We start from the raw sequence: 21,462 nt of genomic DNA, 5'->3' as shown, positions 1-21,462 counted from the left end.
GACTGGCTCCGCCAGGTGCCTGTCCCCTTAGTGCTTGGGAAGCTGGCTGAGTTGAAATGAGCGTACTTCTAAGGCAGCCACCTGAGCCCAGCCCCTTCTGCCCCCCCTCTGTCCGAACACGCTCTCCGAAAGCTCCCGGAGGCTTCGTAGAAGTTCCCGACGGTGACGGAGAAGTTCCCGGACGTTTCGTGGAAGTTCCCGAAGGCGTCGGAGAAGTTCCCTGAGGCTTCGTGGAAGTTCCCGAAGGCGTGGGAGAAGTTCTCGAACGCTGCGTGGAAGTTCCCGAAGGCGTCGGAGAAGTTCTCTGACGCTCCGTTGAAGTTCCCGAAGGCGATGGAGAGGTTCTCGGACGCTGCGTGGAAGTTCCCGAAGGCGTCGGAGAAGTTCTCTGACGCTCCGTTGAAGTTCCCGAAGGCGACGGAGAAGTTCCCGGACGCTCCGTGGAAGTTTCCGAAGGCGCCAGAGAAGTTCCGGGACGCTCAATGGAAGTTCCAGAGGGCGCCGGGAAAGTTCCAGTACGCGTCGTGGAAGTTGCAGCGCGTGTCGTTGCAGTCACGGGGGGCCTGGGGGATGCTTAATGGGCGGCGGCGGAAAAGAATTAGCTTGAACAGGAGCTAGCGTTAATTTAGAGTGCCTAACTGCATTAGCTTGTCGAGTACCTAGCCTACCATGCAGGAGGTGTATCGCTCATGTCGTTTCGCAGTCTTTCTTTGCTGCTCCTTGTCCCAGTTGTTGCAGGCTGTGCCATAGGAGTTCCACAAAGCCGGCAGGAGTTCGTGGACATGTATAAGGATGCCAAGGTATTCGGCAAGGCGGAGCACTACACCGTCAACCGCTCCGCCAAATCCGTCACCTCCGACGTAAAAGCTTTCGCTCAAAAGTGTCTCGACGTTCGGGTGGTAGACCCGCCCAACTATGCGTTGAAGGAGACGGGAGGTTCGACAACCTTCCGGCCCCGTTTTGAAAGTGCAGGCAACGACACCACCGCGCTCACGCTGCAGGAGGAGTATAACGACAGCCACATGTCAGGGACACCGCGTGACGGTATCTACACCCTCGTGGCCGAGATACGTCCGGCAGGCAAAAACAAGACCGAGCTCGACATCTACCACGCCCGTCGCGGCAAGATTTCCGACCCGCTCAAGCAATGGGCCGACGGCGACAAGTGCGCCTGCCCGTCACTTAACCGAGGATGGTGAAAATAGGAGAAGCTAGATTCTTTGGAAGCCATTTTTGAGTTGATCTTCGGTCTGCTGTGGGAGTTGTTTGCCAACATCATCTTTCAGCTATTGGTGGAGTTGGGCCTGCGGTCGCTTGTGGAGCCATTCCGCAAGAGTGATCGTATGCATCCCGTGTTTGCGTTCATCGGCAGCATCTTGCTGGGAAGTCTGGCCGGGGTGGTCAGTCTGTGGATCGCTCCCAACCATATCGTTCACTCCAAGCACCTGCAAGGGTACGGGCTCCTTTTCGTGCCGCTACTTTGCGGAGTAACCATGGCCGGTTTGCGGCAGCTAAAGGAATCCAAAGGACGGCAAGTCTTTTTCCTGGACAGTTTCACCTACGGCTACACCTTCGCACTCTTCATGTCGCTTGTGAGGTTCTATAGAGCGGGGTGAAGGGGGACTGTGGGCCTGTTGTGACGCCACTACCCCAACGACATTAACACGTTACATAAGTCACCTACGTCCCGCCCTGACCGTCCCGCCATGAGTAAGAAGATCCCCCCTCGTTGATTAGACTAGGCAAGCTCCGGCACGAATCGCACCCATGCCAGAAGGTCGAAGATAGAAAAGTAGCCTGTCCCCTTTTCTTTGAAATGCTAAAATAGGGACTAGGCCACGGTAGGTTCTGCGTACAACAGGAGATCGCTATGAGCAATGAGGAGGTTCCTGAAACGAAAGGTGTTTCGGTGCAGTTACTTGCAACGGTGGATCTCGGCCCGGAGATCGAGGGAATGGAAGGGCGCCAGCTCCGAATGCGTATGGTGACCATCGAACCGGGAGGCGTCTTCGGACCGATGCACGACCATAAAGACAGACCGGGCACGGTCTATATACTGCAAGGCACAATCACTGACCATCGCGACGGTGTTGCGACGGAGTACGGGCCGGGGGTGGGGTGGCCCGAGGATAGGAACACCATACACTGGCTTGAGAACAAAGGGACGATCCCGGCGGTGGAGATCTCCGTCGACATAGTCAAGCAGCAGTGAAATCGATCATGCTTTCATCTTCGCTGAATAGATGCTTCCGGCTGACCGTGGCCCTGACCTTTCTGGCTCTAACCGTGTCGGTCGCCATGGCTCATGATTCCGTTCCCAAGGAAGATGCTCCCGCAGACGTTAAGGGGCTTGAACAGGTTCAGACTTTCCGTTCAGAAGGGCGGGCACATCTGGATCCCGGCGAGAAATGGGAGTATGGCCACTACCCTCCCACTTCCGGTCCCCACGACCCCAAACCGGTCAAGCCCGCTTTCTACAAGATCCCTCAAGCGCCGGAAAAGCTGGTTCACTCGCTGGAGCACGGCAACATCGTCATCTACTACGAAACACCAGCGCCATCCGTACTCGCTCAACTGAATAAATGGCAAAAACGATATGGCGGCAAGTGGGATGGGATAATCGTCACCCCGCTGCCAGGACTGGGAGATGTGGTGATCCTTACGGCCTGGACCAAGATGCTCCGTCTTGATCCCTTTGATCCGGGCCGTGCAAAGGCGTTCATCGACGCATTCCGCGGCAAAGGCCCGGAACATGGGCAAAATGAGATGCAATAACAGGAGAGTCGGGGACAGGAAAAAAGGGGACAGGCTACTTTTTAAAGTCCGGCTGCTGGAAATGGAAAAGTAGCCCGTCCCCTTTTCTTCGACCTGAAGGGAAAAGTGTCCCTGGAGAAAGTGGAAATGAAGGTGACTGGGGTCGAGCAGGTGGGGGCAGTGCTCCGGCGGAGGGGATCCGGGGGGGCGAGAAGAATTGTGTGCCGACCTCGAATGATGTGGACAAAAAGAAGGGGCAGCCGTAAGGCTGCCCCTTCTCGTTGAATCTCACAACGTTGTAAAAAAAATCACAGTGTGAATTATTTTACAACGTCTATTAACATGCGATTTAACATGTTTTTTTTGTTTCATGATGAGGGTACTGTAAAAATGTTCACACACAGCAACCGGTTTTGTCAGCACAAATTCCTCGAAGTGCTTGTTTTTGTATACTTTCCTTCGGCGCCATCCGCGGTATGACTTTTGCGGTCAATGGCAGTCATCCCCCCACCCTTTTCAGAGCACAAATCCAGGCTCCATAAAACTCGTTTGCAGCAGCTTCATACACTTTAAGCTGACTCGGTTCACTGTACGCGCCATCAAACAAGGAGGAGTCATGCAAAACACACTCATTGTTGTCGCACATGGGATCGGCAATGCCGCAGAAGATTTCTGTCAGTCCTGGGAATCGGCGATCAGGCAAAACACCGATCTCACCAACGTCACGGTCAAGGGGCTTTTCTGGGAAGAAGTCTTGCAAAAGGTCGAGGACAAGTACGATGTGGTAAGCGGAGCCATGGCCGATGTCGTCGGGATGTGCGGCTTCACCGACCTGCAGAAGTGGGTGGGCAATGACAGCTGGAAAGTCTTCAGGGACTACATGATGGACGTCCTGGTCTACGTGGGCCTGCCGGACATGTGGCTCATGATCCAGGACGAGTGTGCTCTCAAGCTTGAGGCTCTGCGCCGGGATGCCAACGGGAAGGAAGTGTTCAAGGAGGCGGACACCATCCTGGTGGGGCATTCCCTTGGCGCGGCGATGCTGCCTCACCTGGTGTGGCGTGAGTTCGCCGAGACCGGGACCGTTCCCTACCGCGGCATGATCCTATTGGCTTCACCGCTGGGGTTCGAATCCCCGATCCGCAACGTCTGCAAGGATTTCCTTCAGAGGATGGGAGAGTACTTTGACTGGGACCGCCTGACAACCCTGTCAATGTTCGCCCGCATGTGGAACATGCTGGGAAAGGACAAGCTCAGGTTCATCTGCAATGAAAACGACATTGTGTGCAGCGACGTCAAGTTTCAGGTTGCCCCAGGAAAGCTGGTGGATTTGATTCCACTGCGGCAGGGGTTCACCCCGGCCGAGATCAAGGTCCTGAATACGGAGCACCCGGGATGCGTTGAGTTCATCTCCTTCGGTACGCGCGACCCCGGCAAGATAGCGGAAAACCATGACGTCCTCACCTATTTGAAGCAGCCCCAGTTCAGCTCGGCATTGTCAGCTATGCTGGGAAAGGGAGCATGAAATGAGCAAATACGTGAGCGGATTTCTCGTCGGGGTTGTTTTTTTGGTCCAGACGACGGTCGCACTGGCAGGTCAACTATCGTCCTCAGTGGAACAGTACAAGATGAAGGTTCAACTGGCGCGTGCCAACGAGACCAACGTGATTGTGCAGACATATCTGGAGGCCTGCCTCACCGGGGCATCTGCGCTCGATGGATTGGAGGTGGGCGATCCGCGTGTTCCCGATGCCCTGAAGACGGCTAAAAACGCGAGGATAAAGGCGATCGGCGGGCTGACACCCGATACGTCGAATTCCTCCGGGGTATCCGCGGAAGTGGACGCCTACAACATGAACCTGCAACCGTATCTAAAGTCTCACTACATCAACCTCGTATCCTTGCAGGACCAGTTGCTCGAGAGGAAGTACTTCAAGACCGAAACCGCGAAAAACGCCAATTTCCTCGAAGGATACGTCAACAGCAACTGGTCGCTGACACGGGCCGACCACACCGGCGAGGCTTTACATCGGCCGAACCTGGGCATCTCACCGTGGGAGGCGATCTTCCGATTCGAACCAACACTGGCGTTCGAGCACGGAGCGCAGGTCGCGATCATGGGCACGGCCGGTCTTAGTTACACCTTTTTCCCTGAGATAGATCAAAACACCATGCCTTTCGTGTTCAAAGAGAATTTTCTGTCCAACTGGGTGCGGAAAAGCGGCTTCCGCCTGGGCATCGGCGTGGGCAACCTCGACGAGCGCGCCAAGCTGCTGCTTGGCGCCGGCACCCAACTCAACGCTCTCGGGCTGTGGGGACTCTACAAGCCAGATGGCAGCAGCTTCATGTTCGGCCTGAGCGCAAGCGACCTGAGCAAGTTCAAGAAGGCCGTATCCTGGTTCCAGTAGTGGTGGCGACAAAAAAAGGGGAGTAGCGGCTATGGAACATCTCGTCGCCATCTTGAAGGTTCAAGTTGTGGTACTCGTGGTAGCCCTTTATGTAGCAGCCATCTTTCAGGTCACCAAAGGAAAGAGCGGCATCCGGGGGGGGGTCATCTCAACCCGGAGAAGGAACAACGTCACAAGGTTTCAACTTCTCGGTGTCACGGTCCTCACTTCTGGTTACTTTACTTTCCGCCTCATTGAAAACCCCTCACAGCTTCCAGCAGTCCCACCTGAACTTTTCTATATCCTGGGAGGCAGCAATCTTTTGTATTTAGCAGGCAAGTTCCTTTCAAGGTGACTTGTCACAATGGAGGGTAGCATGGAGCCTATTGTCGCAACTCAATGGATGACAGCAATTTTCTTCTTCTGTCTGGAGCTCATTATTCTCTACCTGATAGTGAAAGGGAAGATCGACCTGAGAATGCTCATCAGCGAAGACAACGGCAATGCGAGCATGGCGCGGTTCCAGTTGCTCATTTTCACGTTCGTCATCTCCATGAGCCTTTTTATCGTGATCATAAGCAAGAAGGATGGACCTGGATTTCCGGTGGAGATACCAGCCGGTATTTTGTCCCTTCTCGGTATCAGCGGCGGCTCCTATGTATTGGGTAAAGGCATCCAGGCCATGAAGGATGTTTCGGCTGCAAGACAGGCGGAGGACACAGGAGGCTCTGCGGCTCCGGGCGAATCGGGAGGGGTGGCGCCAGGGGGGACAGCAACCGCAACAGTGACAGCGACTCCTGCAACGGCAACTGTTCCAGCCGCAGCTCCCGCCATGGCGACCCGGATGATGACTGACGACGGATCGGTTGGATAATTTTTGTCGAAGCAACAGGAGGGACTACCATGACCAGTAACGGCAAATTCAACCTTCTCACCATATCTGAATTCGACCAGTGGCTCCGGGAGACCTGTTTCAACAGGAAGGTTCAAGTCATCCAGAACCACCATACCAAGGAGCCTTCCTACCGTTCGTTCACCGGATCGAACCATTTCGATCTTCTCTGTGGCATGGAGCACTATCATGTCGTGGAGCGAGGCTTTTCCGAGATCGCCCAGAACCTGACGACCTTTCCGGATGGAACGGTAGCTCTTTGCAGGCCGCTCGAAAAGATCCCCGCAGGCATTAAGGGCGCCAACCAGGCCGGGATCTGCATCGAGAATCTCGGCGATTTCGATTCGGGACGGGACACCATGACTCAGGCGCACAGACAAGCGATAATCGAGGTAAACGCCCTGCTCTGCCGTGAGTTCCGACTGACGCCGACAACGGAAACCATCGTCTATCACCACTGGTACGACCTCGACACAGGCCGAAGGACCGGCGGGACGGGAAACACCAAGAGCTGTCCGGGGACCGCTTTTTTCGGTGGCAACTCGGTAGACGCGGCTCAGACCGGATTCATACCGGAAGTGCTCACGGCCCTGAGTGCGGCGATACCGGCGCCACTAGTGACTTCCGCCCTTCGCTCAGCGATGGTGAACGCCTCCCTCTTGAACGTACGCGTCGAGGGGCGCATCGACGCGCCGATAGTGATGAAACTCCAGAAAGGGGTCCTTGTCCAGGTCTACGAGGACCGAAACGGCTGGTGTCGCATCCATCCTGCGGTCCAGCAATGGGTTTGCGGCGATTACTTATTGTGAAAACCTCCCATAACCTGTCCTCTGCCACTGCATGCGAGACAGGGGGAAGACAGGGGACGTCCTTGTTTTTTTGAGAGACAACGTCCCCCTCTTACACCACCTACACACGTACATATCGCTGATCAAGGGGGGTACTCGATGAAAGTCCTTCTGATTCACGGCGTGGGGCACAAAGAAATAAGTGGGATGTGGGATGCTGACTGGAAGGCGGCCATTGCTAAAGCCACGGCCAGTATCGCCGCCGATATAGAGTTAGAGTATGACGGGCTTCCTTATGACAGCATCTTCGCCAACGCCAAGCTTGATGCCGCAATCGTCGCAGAGGCGTTAGCACGGTTGCTGGCTAGCGGCGTATGGCATGGCATCGGCGATATCTTCACATCCCGGGGCTTCGGCGACGACATTCGCTGGACTGCCGGTATGGTAGCGCAGTGGGCCGCCGATGAGAAACTTAGGGCTGCCTGCAACGCCGCACTGGCGCAAAAGATCAGCGCATTCAAACCCGACGTGATCTGCGCCCACAGCTTGGGTTCCCTGATCGCTTATGATACCTTCGCACGCCAACCCGAGATAGTGGCGGGCAGAACCTTCGTGAGCCTGGGTTCCCAGATCGGCAACCCGTTCGTGCGCTCCATCTTCGGGGGGCGACTGGTGCCCCTGGAACAGACGTCCTTCTGGTACCACCTCTACAACAAAAACGATAGTGTCCTCACCGCGGAGATTGACATCAGGGCGGACAACTTCGAACAGGTCACCACCTATTTCGACATCCCCGGAATCGCGGATCATGATCCGGCGCACTATCTCTCTCACCCCAATGCCATCACCAACGTATGGACCCCTGTGTTCGGCAAAACACCCAGGTCCCTCAGTCGCGCCTATACGGCGGTCAAGAAGACGACCGCCAAGCCGCAGTTCCGTGCGCTCCTGGTCGGTATCAACGACTACCCCAACCCCGGTGACCGCCTGGAGGGGTGCATCAACGACGTCTTTTTGATGAGCGAGATTCTCCAAGAGCAGGGGTTCCCTCCCGAGGATATTCGGGTGGTCTTCAACGAACGAGCCACTGCGGACGGCATCCGGCAACGGTTGGAGTGGCTCATGGACGGGGCCGCCAAGGGCGACCAGCGCGTCTTCTTCTACAGCGGGCATGGAGCGCAGATCCCTGGCTACGGCGGCAAGGAAGAAGTGGATCATGTGGACGAGTGTCTGGTCCCGTACGACTTCGACTGGTCCAAGGAAAAGGCCATTACCGACGACTGGTTCTGCCAACTCTACAGCCAACTCCCATACGACACGAACTTCACCGCGATACTGGACTGCTGCCATTCGGGAGGCATGACCCGCAACGGTTCGGTCAGGGTGCGCGGCCTCGATCCGCCGGACGACATCCGCCACCGCTCGCTTAAGTGGGATGCAAAACGCTGCATGTGGATCCCCCGGGAATTGAAGCTGGCCACTGCGAAAATGATCGACAAGGGAGATAAAGCCAATTTCCTAGGGGACAGCGGAGCAGAGCGCCTTCTGGGGCGGGCCGTACCGCTTTGGACCTCCGCGACCGGATTCCGCAAGGCCACCAAAGCCTACCGGCATCAAGGCCCTTTCATCCCTATTCTTCTCGAGGCCTGCAGCGAGGAGGAGTATTCCTACGAATACCGGCACGGAGTCACCTCCTATGGAGCCTTCACCTACTGTCTGGCGAACGTCATGCGTAAGCTGCGGGGCGGCGCGAAGCCGGTCACCTTTGAGGCACTGATCAAAGCTGTCTCCCAGCGACTGAAGGAGCTCAAGTACCAGCAGACCCCTAACCTGGTTTGTCCCAGAGATAAGTGCAGCCACGTGATACCCGGTCGATAATTCTGCCGCTACATCGGGAATGACTTGTTTCAATAACCTGCTCGAAGCGCGCGAGCATTATTGAGGAGCTAGACATGTTCGCGGTTTTTGCAGTTGTCCTATGTCTGTCAGTCCTGAACGGATATGCTGGCGTTTGCTGGGGACGCCCTTATAAGCCTGCATATCAAAGATATGGGAGGTGCCCGTGATGGAAGAAAGCGCGGTCTGCAAAACAGAAACGCTGAAAAATGCCTCACTCGTGGCGATGCTAACGCTTCTCTTCGGAGCTTTGGGGCTATATCTCATCTGGTTGTGCAGTTCCACACACGTTGTCCTGATGTGCGCTCTGGCGTTGTTTAGCGGGGGGGTCCTCCTTGGCTTTCTGTTTGGCATTCCCCGGGTCGACCAAACCGGCAAGAAAAATGCGAGCGGAAACGCCCCACCGGATGGAGACCGGACTTTGCAGGAATCCAATCTGGAACAGAACACGAACTTGGAGCAGATATCCGATTGGCTCACAAAGATCATTGTAGGCGTCGGGTTGGTGGAACTGCGTACGATATACGAGTATTTCCAACGGGCAACCGTTTTCATTGCAGGCGGCATAGGCCTTAACGGGCCGCAGCAGGCGCAGCCGTTGGCGGCGGCTACGGTGGTGTACTTCATAACCCTCGGCTTTCTCTCGGGGTATATACTGACGCGCATCTTTCTCGCAGGTGCCTTCAAGTACGCCGATGCTCAGCTGGCTTCTCGCAGCGATCTCCAATTACTGAAAAAGACCGAGGTGGCGTCACTGGGGAAATTCAACGCGGGTGATGGTCATGCCGAACTGGCAAAGCCGGTCGAAAAAGCAGCCACTAACCTAGCCAAGTATTCCTTGAATCAACTGGGTGGCAAGCCTGAAGATTACGCGGCATGGGCCAAAGCACAATTGATCAAGAAGAACTACGAGGATGCCATCAAGGGGTATGCCCTGGCCGTCTCTCAGTTCCCGGATGATATAGGGCTACTTCTTGAATTTGCCGAAACACTGGAAGCGGCGGGCAGACCGATTGAGGATGTGCGTACAAAACTGTTGACGGCGTACAAGAAAATCAACGCACGTACAGAACCCTACCAGGTGCTGAGTGTTTACAACGCTCTCTCCTACGTTTCGCTATATCTGGACCCACCAAAGGGGTTTAGCGACGCCATCAAGTACGGAGAAGAATATGTCACTCGTGCGAGTGGCTCCGTTGCCGGTTCAATTTGGGTTAACTTGGCGAGCGCGTATGGGCAGAAGTTCGCGTACTATTCCAACTTCCCTCCCGAGGAACGTAAGAAAAGTGAGGTAGATCTGGAGGATGTCAGAATGAAAGCGCTCAATGCAATGAAAAAGGCGCTCGACACCGACAAAAACTGGTTGGATACCTTCAGGATGCTGATGTTGAAAGATTATGTTTCAAGTTCAGGAAAACCGAAAAACGCGGAGGAGAATGATCTGGAATGCTTCGCTACTGATAAAGAGTTTCGGGAACTGCTCGGGCTGGAACCGATATAAAAGCAAAGTAATGACAACCGCACACCAGTCCACGATAGAGGCCTGATGAATAAGAAGGGGCAGCCGTGAGGCTGCCCCTTCCTGTTTTCAAACCTTTTGCAAGACCGTTTCTCAGGTGAGGTTCCAGAGGAACATTTCCCACATCTCTTTCCAGCTCTTGCCGATCTCCTCGACGACGGTGGGCTCGAAGCCGCAGTGCATCATGCACTGCGCGCAGCGCGGGTCCTTGCCGACGCCGTACTTGTCCCACTGGGTCTTCGCCATCATCTCGGCAAAACTGCCGTAGTGCTCGTCGGTGATCAGATAGCAGGGGGCCTTCCAGCCGCGCGGGTTCCGGGTCGGGTTGCCCCACGGGGTGCACTCGAGCTCCTTTTCGCCCTTCAGGAACCTCAGATACATCGGCGTGGAGAAGAAGCGGAAGCGCTTGCTCATCTCGTACACGGCCTCGAACTTCTTCTGGATCTCGCGCCGCTCCAGGAACAGCTTCTCGCCGACCGCTTCGTAGCCGAAGCCGGGGGCCACCAGGAAGCCGTCGACGCCCAGGTCCCTCAGGTGCGAGAAGAGCATCTCGATCTCGATCAGGTCGGTTTCCTTGAAGATGGTGGTGTTGGTGCAGAGCCTAAAACCAAGCTGCTTGGCCTTCTTGATGGCGGACATGGCGATCTTGAAGGTGCCGGGGCGCTCCAGGATGCGGTCGTGGGTCTCTTCCATGCCGTCCAGGTGGACGTTGAGCACGAAGTTGGGGTGCGGCTTCAGCGTGTCCAGCGCCTTCTCCAGGAGCAGAGCGTTGGTGCAGAGATAGATGTGCTTCCCTCTTTTGAGCACCGCGTCGATCAGTTCGAAGATGTGGGGATACAGAAACGGCTCGCCGCCGGTGATGGTGACGACCGGCGCCGGGCACTGGTCCACGGAGTCCAGGCACTCCTGCAGGCTCATCATCTCCTGGATGGTGTCGGCGTACTCCCTGATGCGGCCGCAGCCGGAACAGGCGAGGTTGCACAGGTGGGTCGGCTCCAGCATGAGGACCAGGGGATACTTCTCCTGCTTCTTCATCTTGTTGCCCATGATGTAACGGGTGAGATCGTAATTCAATCGCATCGGAAAACGCATTGTAGAGTATCCTTCCGGCTGTTCTTTGGTTGACGACTGATAAAGACGGCTGCGGGACAGGCCGAGGAGATGAAGCTTTCAGCCTGTCCCGCGTTAGCTGCCTGAGTGCAAGTAAAACGCTGCTACTTTACTACGGTCAGTTGCGGGTGAACGCTGCCGGCTCCCTTGAGGAAGGCCTGGCAGGTGGCGGCGATGCCGGCACCGTCGAGCCCCAGGTCGGCGCGCAACTGGGCCTGGCTTCCCTGCTCGATGAAGCTGTCGGGGATGCCGATCCGTTTCACCCGCACCCCGGTTAGGCCGGAATCTGCTACCGCTTCGAGCACGGCACTGCCGAACCCGCCCAACAGGGCGTTCTCCTCGACCGTCACCAGGCAGCCGGTGCGGCCGGCTTCGGCGAGGATCAAGTCGCGGTCCAAAGGCTTGACGAAACGGGCGTTGATCACGGAGGCGAAGATACCCTTCTGCTTCAGCAGGGCGGCGGCCTCCAGTGCGGGATAGACGGTGGAGCCGACGGCGACCAGGGTCAGGTCGGTCCCCTCGATCAGCAGCTCCCCTTTGCCGATTTCGAGCGACTTCAACTCCTTGTCCATCGCCACGCCGAACCCGGCGCCGCGCGGGTAACGCAGCGAGACGGGGCGGCCGAGGTAGATGGCGGTCTTCAGCATGTGCTGCAGCTCGTTCTCGTCCTTGGGCGCCATCACGGTGAGCTCGGGGAGGTGACGCAGGTACGAGATGTCGAAGGCGCCGTGGTGGGTCGGGCCGTCGTCGCCTACCAGGCCGGCGCGGTCCAGTGCCATGGTCACCGGGAGCTTCTGCAGGCAGATGTCGTGGAAGACCTGGTCATAGGCGCGCTGGGTGAAGGTCGAGTAGATGGCGGCGACCGGGCGGAACCCTTCCACGGCGAGCCCCGCCGCGAAGGTCAGGGCGTGCTGCTCGGCGATGCCGACATCGAAGAACCGCTCCGGGAACCGTTCCGCGAACGGAGTCAGTCCGGTGCCGTCGGGCATGGCCGCGGTGATGGCCAGGATCTTCTCGTCCTTTTCTCCCAGCTTGACCAGTGTGTTGCCGAAGACGCTGGTGTAGGAGGGGGGAGCCTGCTTGCTCGGGGTGGCACTGGCGGGCTTGGTGGGGGCCACGCCGTGGTATTTGTCCGGCATGTCCTCGGCCGGTCCGTGGCCTTTCCCTTTCTTGGTCATGACGTGCAGCAGGATCGGGCCTTCCAGCCGCTTCACGTTCTCCAGTACGCCCAGCAGGGTGGGGATGTCGTGTCCGGGGATGGGGCCGACGTACTCGAAGCCGAGCGCCTCGAAGAGCGTCCCCGGGGTGAGGAAGCCCTTGAGCGAGTTCTCCGCTTTCTTGGCGAAGTGGAGGATGTTGCCGCCGATGGCCGGGATCCCCGCCAGGAGCCCCTCCATCTCCTTCTTGAGGCCGCGGTAGTAGGAGCCGGTCATCTTTCTGGAGATGAAGGATGAGAGGGCACCCACGTTCTTGGAGATGGACATCTCGTTGTCGTTTAGGACCACGATCATGTTTTTCTTCAGGTGCCCGGCCTGGTTCAGCGCCTCCAGGGCCATGCCGCCGGTCAGCGAGCCGTCGCCGATCACCGAGATGACCCGGGCGTCGTCCCCCTTCAACGTGTGGGCCACGGCGAGGCCGAGCCCCGCGGAGATCGAGGTGGAGGAGTGCCCGGCGCCGAAGGCGTCGTGGGGGGACTCGGAGCGTTTGGGAAAGCCGCTGATCCCCTTGTAGCAGCGCTGGGTGTGGAAGCTGTCGCGGCGCCCGGTGAGGATCTTGTGGGTGTAGGCCTGGTGGCCGACGTCCCAGACGATGTTGTCCTTGGGGGAGTCGAAACAGTAATGCAGCGCGATGCTGAGCTCGACCACACCCAGGTTGGAGGCCAGGTGTCCGCCGGTCTTCGCCACCGTATCCATGAGGAAGCCGCGCACCTCGTCTGCGAGCAGCACCAGCTCCTCGGCATCCAGCTTCTTCAGGTCGTCGGGACCGTTTATCTTGCTGAGCAATGTGTACATGGATCTCCTTGAGAACCCGTAACGATTAGAAGCATGAGAACATCAGAGAAACCTTAAAACCATTCACAAGGAGGAAATCTGAGGACATCTGAGAAAAGCTTTTGAGAGTTACCTCCCCAAGTCTTTGCCTTCCTCCGGGGGTGCCGTCTCAGATTTTCTCAGATGTTCTCCTTGTTAGCGGTTTTGGATGTAGCCGTTGTCTTTAAACCACTTCACCGCGCGCTCCAGGGCGTCTTCCACGGGAGCCTGCGGCAACCCCAGTTCGGCCTGGGCCTTGCCGGAGTCGAAATACATGTACTTCCTCGCCATCTGCACTCCGGCCAGCGGGATGAGCGGCTCGCGCCCGGTGACGGCGGCGAGCGCATGGTTGGCGTAGGCCGCCACGAGGACCGGGTAGTAGGGAAGCTTCACCCACGGCGCCTTGAGCCCGGTGAGCGCAGAGAGCATCTCGAAGATCTGCGCCATGGTCAGGTTGCGGTTCCCGAGGATGTACTTCTGCCCGATCCGGCCTTTCCGGGCCGCCAGCAGGTGCCCCCGCGCACATGCCTCGACGTCGATCAGGTTCAATCCGGTGTCGAGGTAGGCGGGCATCTTGCCGTTTAAAAAATCGACGATGATCTTCCCCGTCGGGGTCGGCTTCACGTCCATCGGCCCCACCGGGGTGGACGGGTTCACGATCACCAGCGGCAGCCCCTTCTCCAGGTAGGACTCGGCGGCACGCTCCGCCAGGAACTTGCTCTTCTTGTAATCCCCGACCATGTCCGCGAAGTCGACCGGGGTCTCCTCGGTGCCGGGGGTGCCGTCGCCGGGGTTGCCCAGGGTCCCCACGCTGCTGGTGTAGACCACCCTGCCGACGCCTGCGGCCAGCGCCGCGGAGAGGATGTTGCGCGTGCCCAGCACGTTGGCGTCGTACATCGCCTGCGGCGTCCGCGTCCACAACCGGTAGTCGGCGGCGGCGTGGAAGAGGAGGTCACATCCGGACAGCGCCCTGACCAGCGACTGGCGCTCGGAGAGATCGCCCTCGTGCAACTCCAGGTCGAGCCCGGCCAGGTTGCGCCGGTCCGACCCGGGGCGCACCAGCACGCGTACCTGCGCCCCTTCCTTGAGGAGCTCGCGCACGATGCTCGCGCCGATGAAACCGGTGGCCCCGGTGACGAAGGCTTTCATACCCGGCCGCTACTCCGCCCCGCAGGTAAGGGTGCGGTAGGTCCCCAGCGCCATGAGCGGGAAGCAGTTGCGGTAGATGTGGTACTTGATCATGAAGTACTTGGGGAACCCGGTCCCGGTGTACTGCGTCTCGTCCCAGGTGCCGTCCTGCTTCTGGGTCGAGATCAGGTACTGGATGCCGCGCACCACGGTGGAAGAATGCGCCTCGCCGGCCGCCATCAGGCCCAGAAGCGCCCACCCGGTCTGCGATGCCGTGCTCTCTCCCATCCCGGCCAGGGCGGGGTCATGATAGGACTCGCAGGTCTCGCCCCAGCCGCCATCGATGTTCTGGCGCGACTTGATCCAGTTGACCGCCTTCTTGACGTAGGGCTGCTCCATGTCCTCGCCGATGGCGGCGAGGCCGCAGAGCACGCTCCAGGTGCCGTACAGGTAGTTGACCCCCCAGCGCCCCCACCACGGACCTTCAGGCTCCTGGTTCTTCTTCAGGAACTCCAGGGCGCGCTGCGCCGCCGGGTAGGTCTTGGGATAACCGAAGGTCCCCATCAGCTCCAGCATCCGGCCGGTGAGGTCGGCGGTGGGCGGGTCGATGAGCGCCTCCAGGTCGGCGAAGGGGATCTTGTTCAGGATGTGCCTGGTGTTGTCCTTGTCGAAGGCGCCCCAGCCGCCGTTTTTGCTCTGCATCCCCAGGCACCAGTCGATGCCCCTCTTGACGGCGGCGTTCATCGCCTTGCGGTCCTTCACCTCGATCCCCTTCAGGGCGATCATGACGAAGCCGGAGTCGTCGACGTCCGGGTACCAGTCGTTCAGGAACTCGAAGGCCCAGCCGCCCGGCTCCAGGTCGGGGGACTTGATCTTCCAGTCGCCGGGGCGCCTCACCTCTCGCTCCAAGAGCCACTGTGCACCCTTCACCAGCGAGGGATGGTCGGGCGGTACGGCGGCATCGACCAGCGCCTTGAGCGCGAGCGCGGTGTCCCACACCGGCGACACGCACGACTGCAGCACGAGCTGTTCGTCGGTCTCGATGCAGAAGTGCTCCAGCGCCTTCAGCCCCTGGGCTACCGCCGGGTGGTCGTTGTCGTAGCCCAACACGCTCAGCGCCAGCACCGCGTTCAGCATGGCCGGCTGGATGCCGCCCCAGTCCCCGGACTCCTCCTGGTGCTCCAGCACCCACTCTTCGGCCCTGGTCATGGCCCGCTTGCGGAAAGGACGGATGGGGCTGCGCTCGTAGAGCTTGAGCATGTGGTCCAGGCCGATGAAGAAGTTCTTCCAGGTGAAGATCCCTTCTTCCTTGGTGAAGGTGTAGTCGATGGCGCGCGGCGGCCGCACAAACAGTTCCTGCACCCGCTGCGCGGGGGGGAGCTTGTGCACCGGCCGCTTGAACATAACGATGGAGAGCGGGATGATGGTGGCCCTGGCCCAGCTGGAGAACTCGTAGATGTTGATGTAGGCCCAGTTGGGGAGCAGGTTCAGCTCCACCGGCATGCTGGGCACGCCCAGCCAGTCGAACTCCCCGAAGAGCGCCAGGAAGATCTTGGTGAAGACGCGGGATTTGATCACCCCCCCCTTGGAGAGGATGAAGGCGCGCGCCTTTTCCAGCGCGGGGTGGTCGGCAGGGTAGCCGGCGAGCTTGAGGGCGAAGTAGGCCTCGATGGTGGTGGAAAGGTCGCCGGGGCCGCCGTAGTAGATGGTCCAGAACCCCTCCTCGGTCTGCTTGGAGAGGAGGTAATTGCTCATCTTGCGCTGGCGCTCGTGATCAACCAGCCCAAGGAAGTGGAGCAGCATTATATATTCTGCAGTTATGGTGACATTGGATTCGAGCTCGGCCCACCAATAACCTTTGGGGAGCTGCTCGCGGAAGAAGAAGTCGCGGCTTCCTTCAATGGCGAGATCGAGAGGGCTCTTTACCTTGCCCGGCTTACTCTTCCAAAGAGCGGGAGGAAACTGATGGACCGTTGCCCCTGCCTTGTGTTCGACGTTCAACTCCGGCTCACTAACGGTGCCGTTGAATGAGGTGAGTGCATGTGATATGGGGTGTTTGAAGGGGGAAGTCACCACATACTCCTTTCTGCCGGATTGGTGCGCATTAACTCAGTGTAGCTGCTTTGCTCATAGTTACAAGGCTCGAAATCTACCATGGATTTGACAAAAGGTACACTGTTTTTTCCTGATGTTCGTTTTTTTTCTTAATGAAAACAAGGATTTTGCTCGGTGCAGTTGATTGTGGCGACGGTGTGTGCTAGGTTGCAGAGGCTTAATTTTCTGTGCGGAAAAGGTCAATGATCCTATGAATGAAGCCCCCAAAACGAGCATCCTGTTCACCCTCGCGGCGCGCCGCCCCTGGCTGGTGCTGGCCCTCGCGCTGCTGTTCTCCGTCCTCTCCATCTGGCTCACTGCGCAGCGCATGGAGTTTCTCACCGGGCGGGACGACCTGATGCCGCAGAACACCTCCTTCAACCGCGACTACCGCGCCTTCCGTGCCGAGTTCGGCAGCATGGAGGACATCGTGGTGGTGATCGAGGGGCAGGATGCCGACAAGGTGGGAGAGTTCGGCAGCCGGCTGCACGATGCGCTCGCCAAGGACAAGGGGCACTTCTCCGACGTCTTCTATCCCTTCGCGCTCCCGTTTTTCCGGGACAACGGCCTGTTGTTCATGTCCCTGGACGAGATCAAGGAACTGCGCCGCAACCTCACCCTGGCGGCCCCCGCCCTGCGGGCGCTGTCGGCCTCCCCCTCGGTGCAGACCCTTTTCACGTACATGACCGGGAGCATCGATCGCTACCTGGCCGGCGACGAGAGGGAGCTGCCGGGTATCATGTTCATGCTGGACAAGCTGGGCGCCGGCTTCACCAGCTTCGGTACCGGGAAGGGGAGCGTCCCCTCGATGGAAAGCGTCTTCATGAATCCCGATTCCGCCTTCGCCCGCGCCGGCCGTCAGCAGATACTGACCGCGCTCCCGGTGCGGGACATGGCGGGATTCGTCCCCGCCAAGGCGGCGATAGCCGTGGTCCGCGGCGAGGTGGCCCGCCTGAAGGCGCTGCCCGAGTACAAGGGGATCAGCGTGGGGCTCACCGGGACCCCGGTCCTCGAACACGAGGAGATGACCACCAGCGAGAAGGACATCACGCTGGCGACCGTGGTCTCCCTGGTGCTGACGGTGGTCCTGCTTCTCTTCGCCTTCCGCGGAGTGCTCAACGTCTTTGCCGCCATGGTTTCGCTCCTGGTTGCCATCTCCCTCTCGTTCGGTTTCGCCACCGTCGCCGTAGGGCACCTGAACATACTTTCCATGGTGTTTGCCGTCATGCTGATCGGCATCGGCATCGAGTACGGCATCCAGGTGGTGCTGCGCTACCAGGAGGAACTGCGCCTGGGGGCGGGGGAGATGATCGCCCTGGAAACGGGGTTGACCAGGAACGTCTGGGCCATCGTCATGGCCGCGGCCACCGTCGCCGCCGCTTTCCTCACCTTCGTCTTCACCGACTTCCGCGGCATCGCCGAGTTGGGCATCATCGCCGCCGGCGGGGTCGTCATCTGCGTCCTGGTCACCTTCACCGTGCTCCCCGCTTTGCTGGTGCTGCTCGCCCGTTACCGCAAGACCCGGACCCGCGCCACGGAGGCGCGCCTGAGCGAGCACGGGGTGCTGTCCCGGCTGCTCTTCGGCCGTCCCAAGCTGGTCATCGCCCTGACCCTGGTGCTGTGCGTCGCCTCGCTCTATCCCCTGTCACGGGTCTCCTTCGACTACAACCTGATGAACCTGCAGGCCAAAGGACTGGAGTCGGTCACCTATGCCTACAAGCTGATGAGAAGCAAGGAGAACAGCGGCTACTTCGCGGTGGTAATGGCCGATAACGCAGCGGATGCCCAGGCGAAGACGGCCAGGCTGGAGCGGCTGCCGAGCGTGGACCACGTGGTGAGCCTGAACACCCTCGTGCCGGACCACCAGCAGGAGAAGCTGGCCGAACTGGCCGCGCTGCAGCGCGAGCTCGCCGACGTGAAGCCCGTCCCCTACGAGGAAAGCCTCTCGCTCATGGAGCTGCCCAAGGTGTTCGAGGCGTTCAGAAACGCCGCGGTCGCGCTCAAGGAGCGGCTGGAGAAGGAGCGGCGCCCGGAGGCGAAACAGGCGGCCTCCTTCGTGGCGACCCTGGACAAGTTCTTCGCCGGGCTGGAAAAGGAGCGGGACAAGAACGCGGTGGGGATGCTCCAGGATTTCCAGGGCGGGATGTTCAAGGAACTCCCGGCCAAGATCGAGCTCCTCAAGCAGAGTCTCGCGGCCAGGCCGGTAACCGAGGCGGACGTCCCCAGGGAACTTCGTTCCCGGTTCGTTGGCAAGACCGGCAAGCTGATGCTGCAGGTTGCCCCCAAGGGGGAGATCTTCAACCGCGAGCCGCTCAAGGCCTTCATCGACGAGGTGCGAAGCGTCGACCCGCACGCCACCGGGGAACCGGTGATGGTCTACGAGTCCATGACCATCATGCGCGACTCCTATCGCCTCGCCTTCATCTACGCCTTCGTCGCCATCGTCGGCATTCTCCTGTTCGCGTTCCGGAGTTTCAAGTTCGCGCTGATCGGGCTGGTGCCGCTGCTGGTGGGACTGCTCTTCATGGTGAGCGGCATGTGGCTCTTCGGCATCAGCTTCAACTCAGCCAACATCATCGTGCTGCCGCTGGTGTTGGGTATCGCCGTCGACTCCGGGATCTACATCATCAACCGGTACCGGCGCGAGGAGGGGAGCGCTGCGGGTGTGATCCTCAGTTCCACCGGCGTCGGTGTGTTGTTGAACACGCTCACCATCATGGCCAGCTTCGGGGCGCTCATGGTGGCGCGGCACCAGGGGGTGTTCAGCATCGGCGCGGTGATGTCGCTGGGGATGGTCGCCTGCCAGATCGCCTTCATGGTCACGCTGCCGGCGGTGCTGAACCTGGCTGCGAAGAAATAAAGCCAGAACCATTGGCCACGGAGAGAATCTGAGGAAATCTGAGAAGTTCTTTTCTATTAACCCCTCTCCCGGAGGGCGAGGGGGATTATGTCGTTTGGGGGGCAATTGGGCAAGGCTGGCAACAAGGCTGAATCTTTGCGCGGGGCGGTGCCGCTGTCGCACTACTTCCTGAGGGAGCGGGTACGCCCGGGAGACCTGGCGCTGGACGCGACCTGCGGCAACGGTCTCGACACCCTCCTGCTCGCGCAACTGGTCGGGGAGGGGGGGACGGTCTGGGCCTTCGACGTCCAGCCGCGCGCCATCGCCGCCACGCGCAATCTCCTTGAGCGGGAAGGGAGTCTGGCGCAGGTGCGGCTCGTCGAGGCGGGACACGAGCGGGTGGCGGAGTTCGTGCCGCAGGGAATCACGGCGGCTGCGTTCAACTTGGGCTACCTTCCCGGAGGCGACACCTCCCTCATCACCGACCCGGCCAATACCGTCTCCGCGTTGGGACAGGCGGCGCAACTGCTCGCGCCGGGCGGCATCGTCACCATCGCCCTCTACACCGGCCATGCCGGCGGCCCGGAGGAGGCGGCCGCCGTCGAGGGCTGGGCCGCCGCGCTGCACCCGGGAAGGTTCAACGTCTGGCGCCACCGGCAACTGAACCGCCCCGACACGGCACCGTACCTGGTGCTCATCGAAAGGATCCGCTGATGCTGCGCGAAGCCCTCCCGTTCCTTGCCGTCACACCTGCCCTGGCCTACGCCGCCATCACGCTCTACTGCGGCCGCAGTTTCTTCGCCGCGCCTGCACCCCTTGCCGACCACGCGCCGCCGGTTTCCATCCTGAAGCCGGTGCGGGGCGTGGACGGCGACAGCTTCGAGAACTTCGCCTCGTTCTGCCGCCAGGACTACCCCTGTTACCAGATCGTCTTCGCCGTCGCCTCGCACGAGGATCCCGTGCTCCCCATCATCAGGGAGCTGATGCGGCGTTATCCGGAGACGGATATCGAGCTGGTGGTCGATCCCGCCATTCACGGTGCCAACTACAAGGTCTGCAACCTGATGCATGCCTACGCCAGGGCGAAGCACCCGCTCCTGGTGGTCTGCGACAGCGATATCAGGGTGGGGGAGCAGTATCTGCGCCAGGTCTGTGCCCCCTTTGCCGATCCCGAGGTGGGGCTGGTCACCTCGCTGTACCGCAGCTCTGAGGTGCAGGGCACCGGCTGCGCCGTCGAGGCGCTGGGTTTTTGCTGCGAGATGATACCCAACGTGATGGCGGCGCTGAAACTGGAGGGGCTTTCCTTCGCCCTCGGGGCATCGATGGCGGTGCGCCGGGAGGCACTGGAGGGAATCGGGGGATTCGAGGCGCTGGTCGATTACCTCGCCGACGACTACCAGTTGGGCAACATGATCCACAGGGCCGGCTACCGGCTGGAGCTCTCGCCGTACTTCGTTGAGAGCATGATGCGCGGGGACGAGAAGCTCTCGGAACTGTTGTCACGGCAACTGCGCTGGGGGCGCACCATGCGCGTCTCCCGCCCGGGCGGGTATCTCGCTTCGGGGATCACGCTGCCGTTTCCGGGGGCGCTCCTCGCGCTGCTCATCTCGGGATTCTCTGCGGCGGGATGGGGCGCCGCGGCGCTGCTCTACCTGGTGCGGTCGACTGTCTGCACCACCTACAGCCAGCTGCTGGTCAAGGATCGGCTCCTGCCGCGCTGGCTCTGGCTTCTCCCCTTGCGGGACGCGCTTTCCTTCGGGGTCTGGGGGCTGTCGCTCATCGGCAACCGGGTGCGCTGGCGCGGGGACCTGTTCCTCTTGGAGAAGGGGGGGAAGATTGTGGAGATGGGCAGATGAAGGAAAGCCGGAAAAGCAGTTACGCAAAGTACCGACAGAAAGTATGCGCGAAGAACGCTATGTGGGGCGCTAGGGCGAGGTTCCCCTTTGGGGTCGACTTTGGTGTTTTTGGGGGGGTGCCGTTGTTTCTGGTTTAACCCCAAAGCCTTCTTTGCGTTCTTCGCGGATA

Annotated in this window: 19 protein-coding genes; 15 read left to right on the top strand and 4 right to left on the bottom strand. The window is 59.7% G+C overall.

Annotated features, from left to right (window positions below):
* The first annotated feature begins 162 nt into the window (after nucleotides 1-162).
* From H7687_RS16985 to H7687_RS16930, 12 genes are all read left to right on the top strand, one after another.
* Nucleotides 163-618: a hypothetical protein gene (locus H7687_RS16985; RefSeq protein WP_183349602.1), complete on the top strand. Its 456-nt coding sequence runs from the start codon at nucleotides 163-165 to the stop codon at nucleotides 616-618.
* Nucleotides 619-689: 71 nt separating this feature from the next.
* Nucleotides 690-1,199, top strand: coding sequence for a hypothetical protein (locus tag H7687_RS16980; protein WP_183349600.1), 510 nt, complete (start codon nucleotides 690-692; stop codon nucleotides 1,197-1,199).
* Nucleotides 1,200-1,220: 21 nt separating this feature from the next.
* Entirely contained in the window at nucleotides 1,221-1,616 is a 396-nt protein-coding gene (locus H7687_RS16975; RefSeq protein ID WP_183349598.1) for a hypothetical protein, read from the top strand.
* Nucleotides 1,617-1,870: 254 nt separating this feature from the next.
* Nucleotides 1,871-2,212, top strand: a complete 342-nt coding sequence (locus H7687_RS16970) for a cupin domain-containing protein (RefSeq protein ID WP_183349596.1) — start codon at nucleotides 1,871-1,873, stop codon at nucleotides 2,210-2,212.
* Nucleotides 2,209-2,775, top strand: coding sequence for a thioredoxin-like domain-containing protein (locus H7687_RS16965; RefSeq protein WP_183349594.1), 567 nt, complete (start codon nucleotides 2,209-2,211; stop codon nucleotides 2,773-2,775). The genes H7687_RS16970 and H7687_RS16965 overlap by 4 nt, the downstream gene beginning before the upstream one ends.
* A gap of 595 nt (nucleotides 2,776-3,370) precedes the next feature.
* Nucleotides 3,371-4,279, top strand: a complete 909-nt coding sequence (locus tag H7687_RS16960) for a hypothetical protein (RefSeq protein WP_183349592.1) — start codon at nucleotides 3,371-3,373, stop codon at nucleotides 4,277-4,279.
* Between the two features lies 1 nt (nucleotide 4,280).
* Entirely contained in the window at nucleotides 4,281-5,162 is an 882-nt protein-coding gene (locus H7687_RS16955) for a hypothetical protein (RefSeq protein WP_183349590.1), read from the top strand.
* 31 nt (nucleotides 5,163-5,193) lie between these two features.
* Nucleotides 5,194-5,496 carry a hypothetical protein gene (locus tag H7687_RS16950; protein ID WP_183349588.1) on the top strand — a complete coding sequence of 101 codons (303 nt, stop codon included), beginning with the start codon at nucleotides 5,194-5,196 and terminating at the stop codon, nucleotides 5,494-5,496.
* A 21-nt stretch (nucleotides 5,497-5,517) separates the two neighbouring features.
* The gene (locus tag H7687_RS16945) at nucleotides 5,518-6,015 is read left to right on the top strand and encodes a hypothetical protein (RefSeq protein WP_183349586.1); all 498 of its coding nucleotides are present in this window, start codon (nucleotides 5,518-5,520) and stop codon (nucleotides 6,013-6,015) included.
* 29 nt (nucleotides 6,016-6,044) lie between these two features.
* Nucleotides 6,045-6,842: an N-acetylmuramoyl-L-alanine amidase gene (locus tag H7687_RS16940; protein ID WP_183349584.1), complete on the top strand. Its 798-nt coding sequence runs from the start codon at nucleotides 6,045-6,047 to the stop codon at nucleotides 6,840-6,842.
* Nucleotides 6,843-6,980: 138 nt separating this feature from the next.
* Nucleotides 6,981-8,699 carry a caspase family protein gene (locus H7687_RS16935; protein WP_183349582.1) on the top strand — a complete coding sequence of 573 codons (1,719 nt, stop codon included), beginning with the start codon at nucleotides 6,981-6,983 and terminating at the stop codon, nucleotides 8,697-8,699.
* 184 nt (nucleotides 8,700-8,883) lie between these two features.
* Nucleotides 8,884-10,218, top strand: coding sequence for a tetratricopeptide repeat protein (locus H7687_RS16930; protein ID WP_183349580.1), 1,335 nt, complete (start codon nucleotides 8,884-8,886; stop codon nucleotides 10,216-10,218).
* Nucleotides 10,219-10,329: 111 nt separating this feature from the next.
* Here the strand turns inward: H7687_RS16930 and hpnH are convergent, their stop codons facing one another.
* The 4 genes from hpnH to shc form a co-directional block, all read right to left on the bottom strand.
* Nucleotides 10,330-11,328, bottom strand: coding sequence for an adenosyl-hopene transferase HpnH (gene hpnH / locus H7687_RS16925; RefSeq protein ID WP_183349578.1), 999 nt, complete (start codon nucleotides 11,326-11,328; stop codon nucleotides 10,330-10,332).
* 122 nt (nucleotides 11,329-11,450) lie between these two features.
* Nucleotides 11,451-13,358 carry a 1-deoxy-D-xylulose-5-phosphate synthase gene (dxs, locus tag H7687_RS16920; protein ID WP_183349576.1) on the bottom strand — a complete coding sequence of 636 codons (1,908 nt, stop codon included), beginning with the start codon at nucleotides 13,356-13,358 and terminating at the stop codon, nucleotides 11,451-11,453.
* A gap of 174 nt (nucleotides 13,359-13,532) precedes the next feature.
* A complete protein-coding gene (gene hpnA, locus H7687_RS16915; protein ID WP_183349574.1) occupies nucleotides 13,533-14,525 on the bottom strand; it encodes a hopanoid-associated sugar epimerase in 993 nt (330 codons plus the stop codon).
* A 9-nt stretch (nucleotides 14,526-14,534) separates the two neighbouring features.
* The gene (shc, locus tag H7687_RS16910) at nucleotides 14,535-16,577 is read right to left on the bottom strand and encodes a squalene--hopene cyclase (protein ID WP_183349572.1); all 2,043 of its coding nucleotides are present in this window, start codon (nucleotides 16,575-16,577) and stop codon (nucleotides 14,535-14,537) included.
* Nucleotides 16,578-16,809: 232 nt separating this feature from the next.
* Between shc and H7687_RS16905 the strand changes: the two genes are divergently transcribed.
* The 3 genes from H7687_RS16905 (at nucleotide 16,810) to hpnI (ending at nucleotide 21,293) form a co-directional block, all read left to right on the top strand.
* Entirely contained in the window at nucleotides 16,810-19,458 is a 2,649-nt protein-coding gene (locus tag H7687_RS16905; RefSeq protein ID WP_183349570.1) for an MMPL family transporter, read from the top strand.
* 87 nt (nucleotides 19,459-19,545) lie between these two features.
* Complete coding sequence (gene mnmM, locus H7687_RS16900) at nucleotides 19,546-20,151, top strand: tRNA 5-(aminomethyl)-2-thiouridylate-methyltransferase MnmM (protein ID WP_183349568.1); 606 nt, start codon at nucleotides 19,546-19,548, stop codon at nucleotides 20,149-20,151.
* Entirely contained in the window at nucleotides 20,151-21,293 is a 1,143-nt protein-coding gene (gene hpnI / locus H7687_RS16895; protein WP_183349566.1) for a bacteriohopanetetrol glucosamine biosynthesis glycosyltransferase HpnI, read from the top strand. Before mnmM ends, hpnI begins: the two co-directional genes overlap by 1 nt.
* Nucleotides 21,294-21,462: the final 169 nt, after the last annotated feature.

It is taken from the genome of Geomonas paludis (genome assembly GCF_014193585.1).
In the GTDB taxonomy this organism is placed as follows: Bacteria; Desulfobacterota; Desulfuromonadia; order Geobacterales; family Geobacteraceae; genus Geomonas; species Geomonas paludis.
The sequence above is the reverse complement of the archived record's forward strand: the minus strand, read 5'-3'. Positions and strand labels throughout refer to the sequence as shown.

Bases quoted from the DNA above. Each gene is read 5' to 3' on its own strand.
- H7687_RS16980 (WP_183349600.1), top strand. From the start codon at position 690: ATGTCGTTTCGCAGTCTTTCTTTGCTGCTCCTTGTCCCAGTTGTTGCA.
- H7687_RS16970 (WP_183349596.1), top strand. From the start codon at position 1,871: ATGAGCAATGAGGAGGTTCCTGAAACGAAAGGTGTTTCGGTGCAGTTA.
- H7687_RS16960 (WP_183349592.1), top strand. From the start codon at position 3,371: ATGCAAAACACACTCATTGTTGTCGCACATGGGATCGGCAATGCCGCA.
- H7687_RS16955 (WP_183349590.1), top strand. From the start codon at position 4,281: ATGAGCAAATACGTGAGCGGATTTCTCGTCGGGGTTGTTTTTTTGGTC.
- H7687_RS16950 (WP_183349588.1), top strand. From the start codon at position 5,194: ATGGAACATCTCGTCGCCATCTTGAAGGTTCAAGTTGTGGTACTCGTG.
- H7687_RS16945 (WP_183349586.1), top strand. From the start codon at position 5,518: ATGGAGCCTATTGTCGCAACTCAATGGATGACAGCAATTTTCTTCTTC.
- H7687_RS16940 (WP_183349584.1), top strand. From the start codon at position 6,045: ATGACCAGTAACGGCAAATTCAACCTTCTCACCATATCTGAATTCGAC.
- H7687_RS16935 (WP_183349582.1), top strand. From the start codon at position 6,981: ATGAAAGTCCTTCTGATTCACGGCGTGGGGCACAAAGAAATAAGTGGG.
- hpnH (WP_183349578.1), bottom strand. From the start codon at position 11,328: ATGCGTTTTCCGATGCGATTGAATTACGATCTCACCCGTTACATCATG.
- dxs (WP_183349576.1), bottom strand. From the start codon at position 13,358: ATGTACACATTGCTCAGCAAGATAAACGGTCCCGACGACCTGAAGAAG.
- hpnA (WP_183349574.1), bottom strand. From the start codon at position 14,525: ATGAAAGCCTTCGTCACCGGGGCCACCGGTTTCATCGGCGCGAGCATC.
- H7687_RS16905 (WP_183349570.1), top strand. From the start codon at position 16,810: ATGAATGAAGCCCCCAAAACGAGCATCCTGTTCACCCTCGCGGCGCGC.
- mnmM (WP_183349568.1), top strand. From the start codon at position 19,546: ATGTCGTTTGGGGGGCAATTGGGCAAGGCTGGCAACAAGGCTGAATCT.
- hpnI (WP_183349566.1), top strand. From the start codon at position 20,151: ATGCTGCGCGAAGCCCTCCCGTTCCTTGCCGTCACACCTGCCCTGGCC.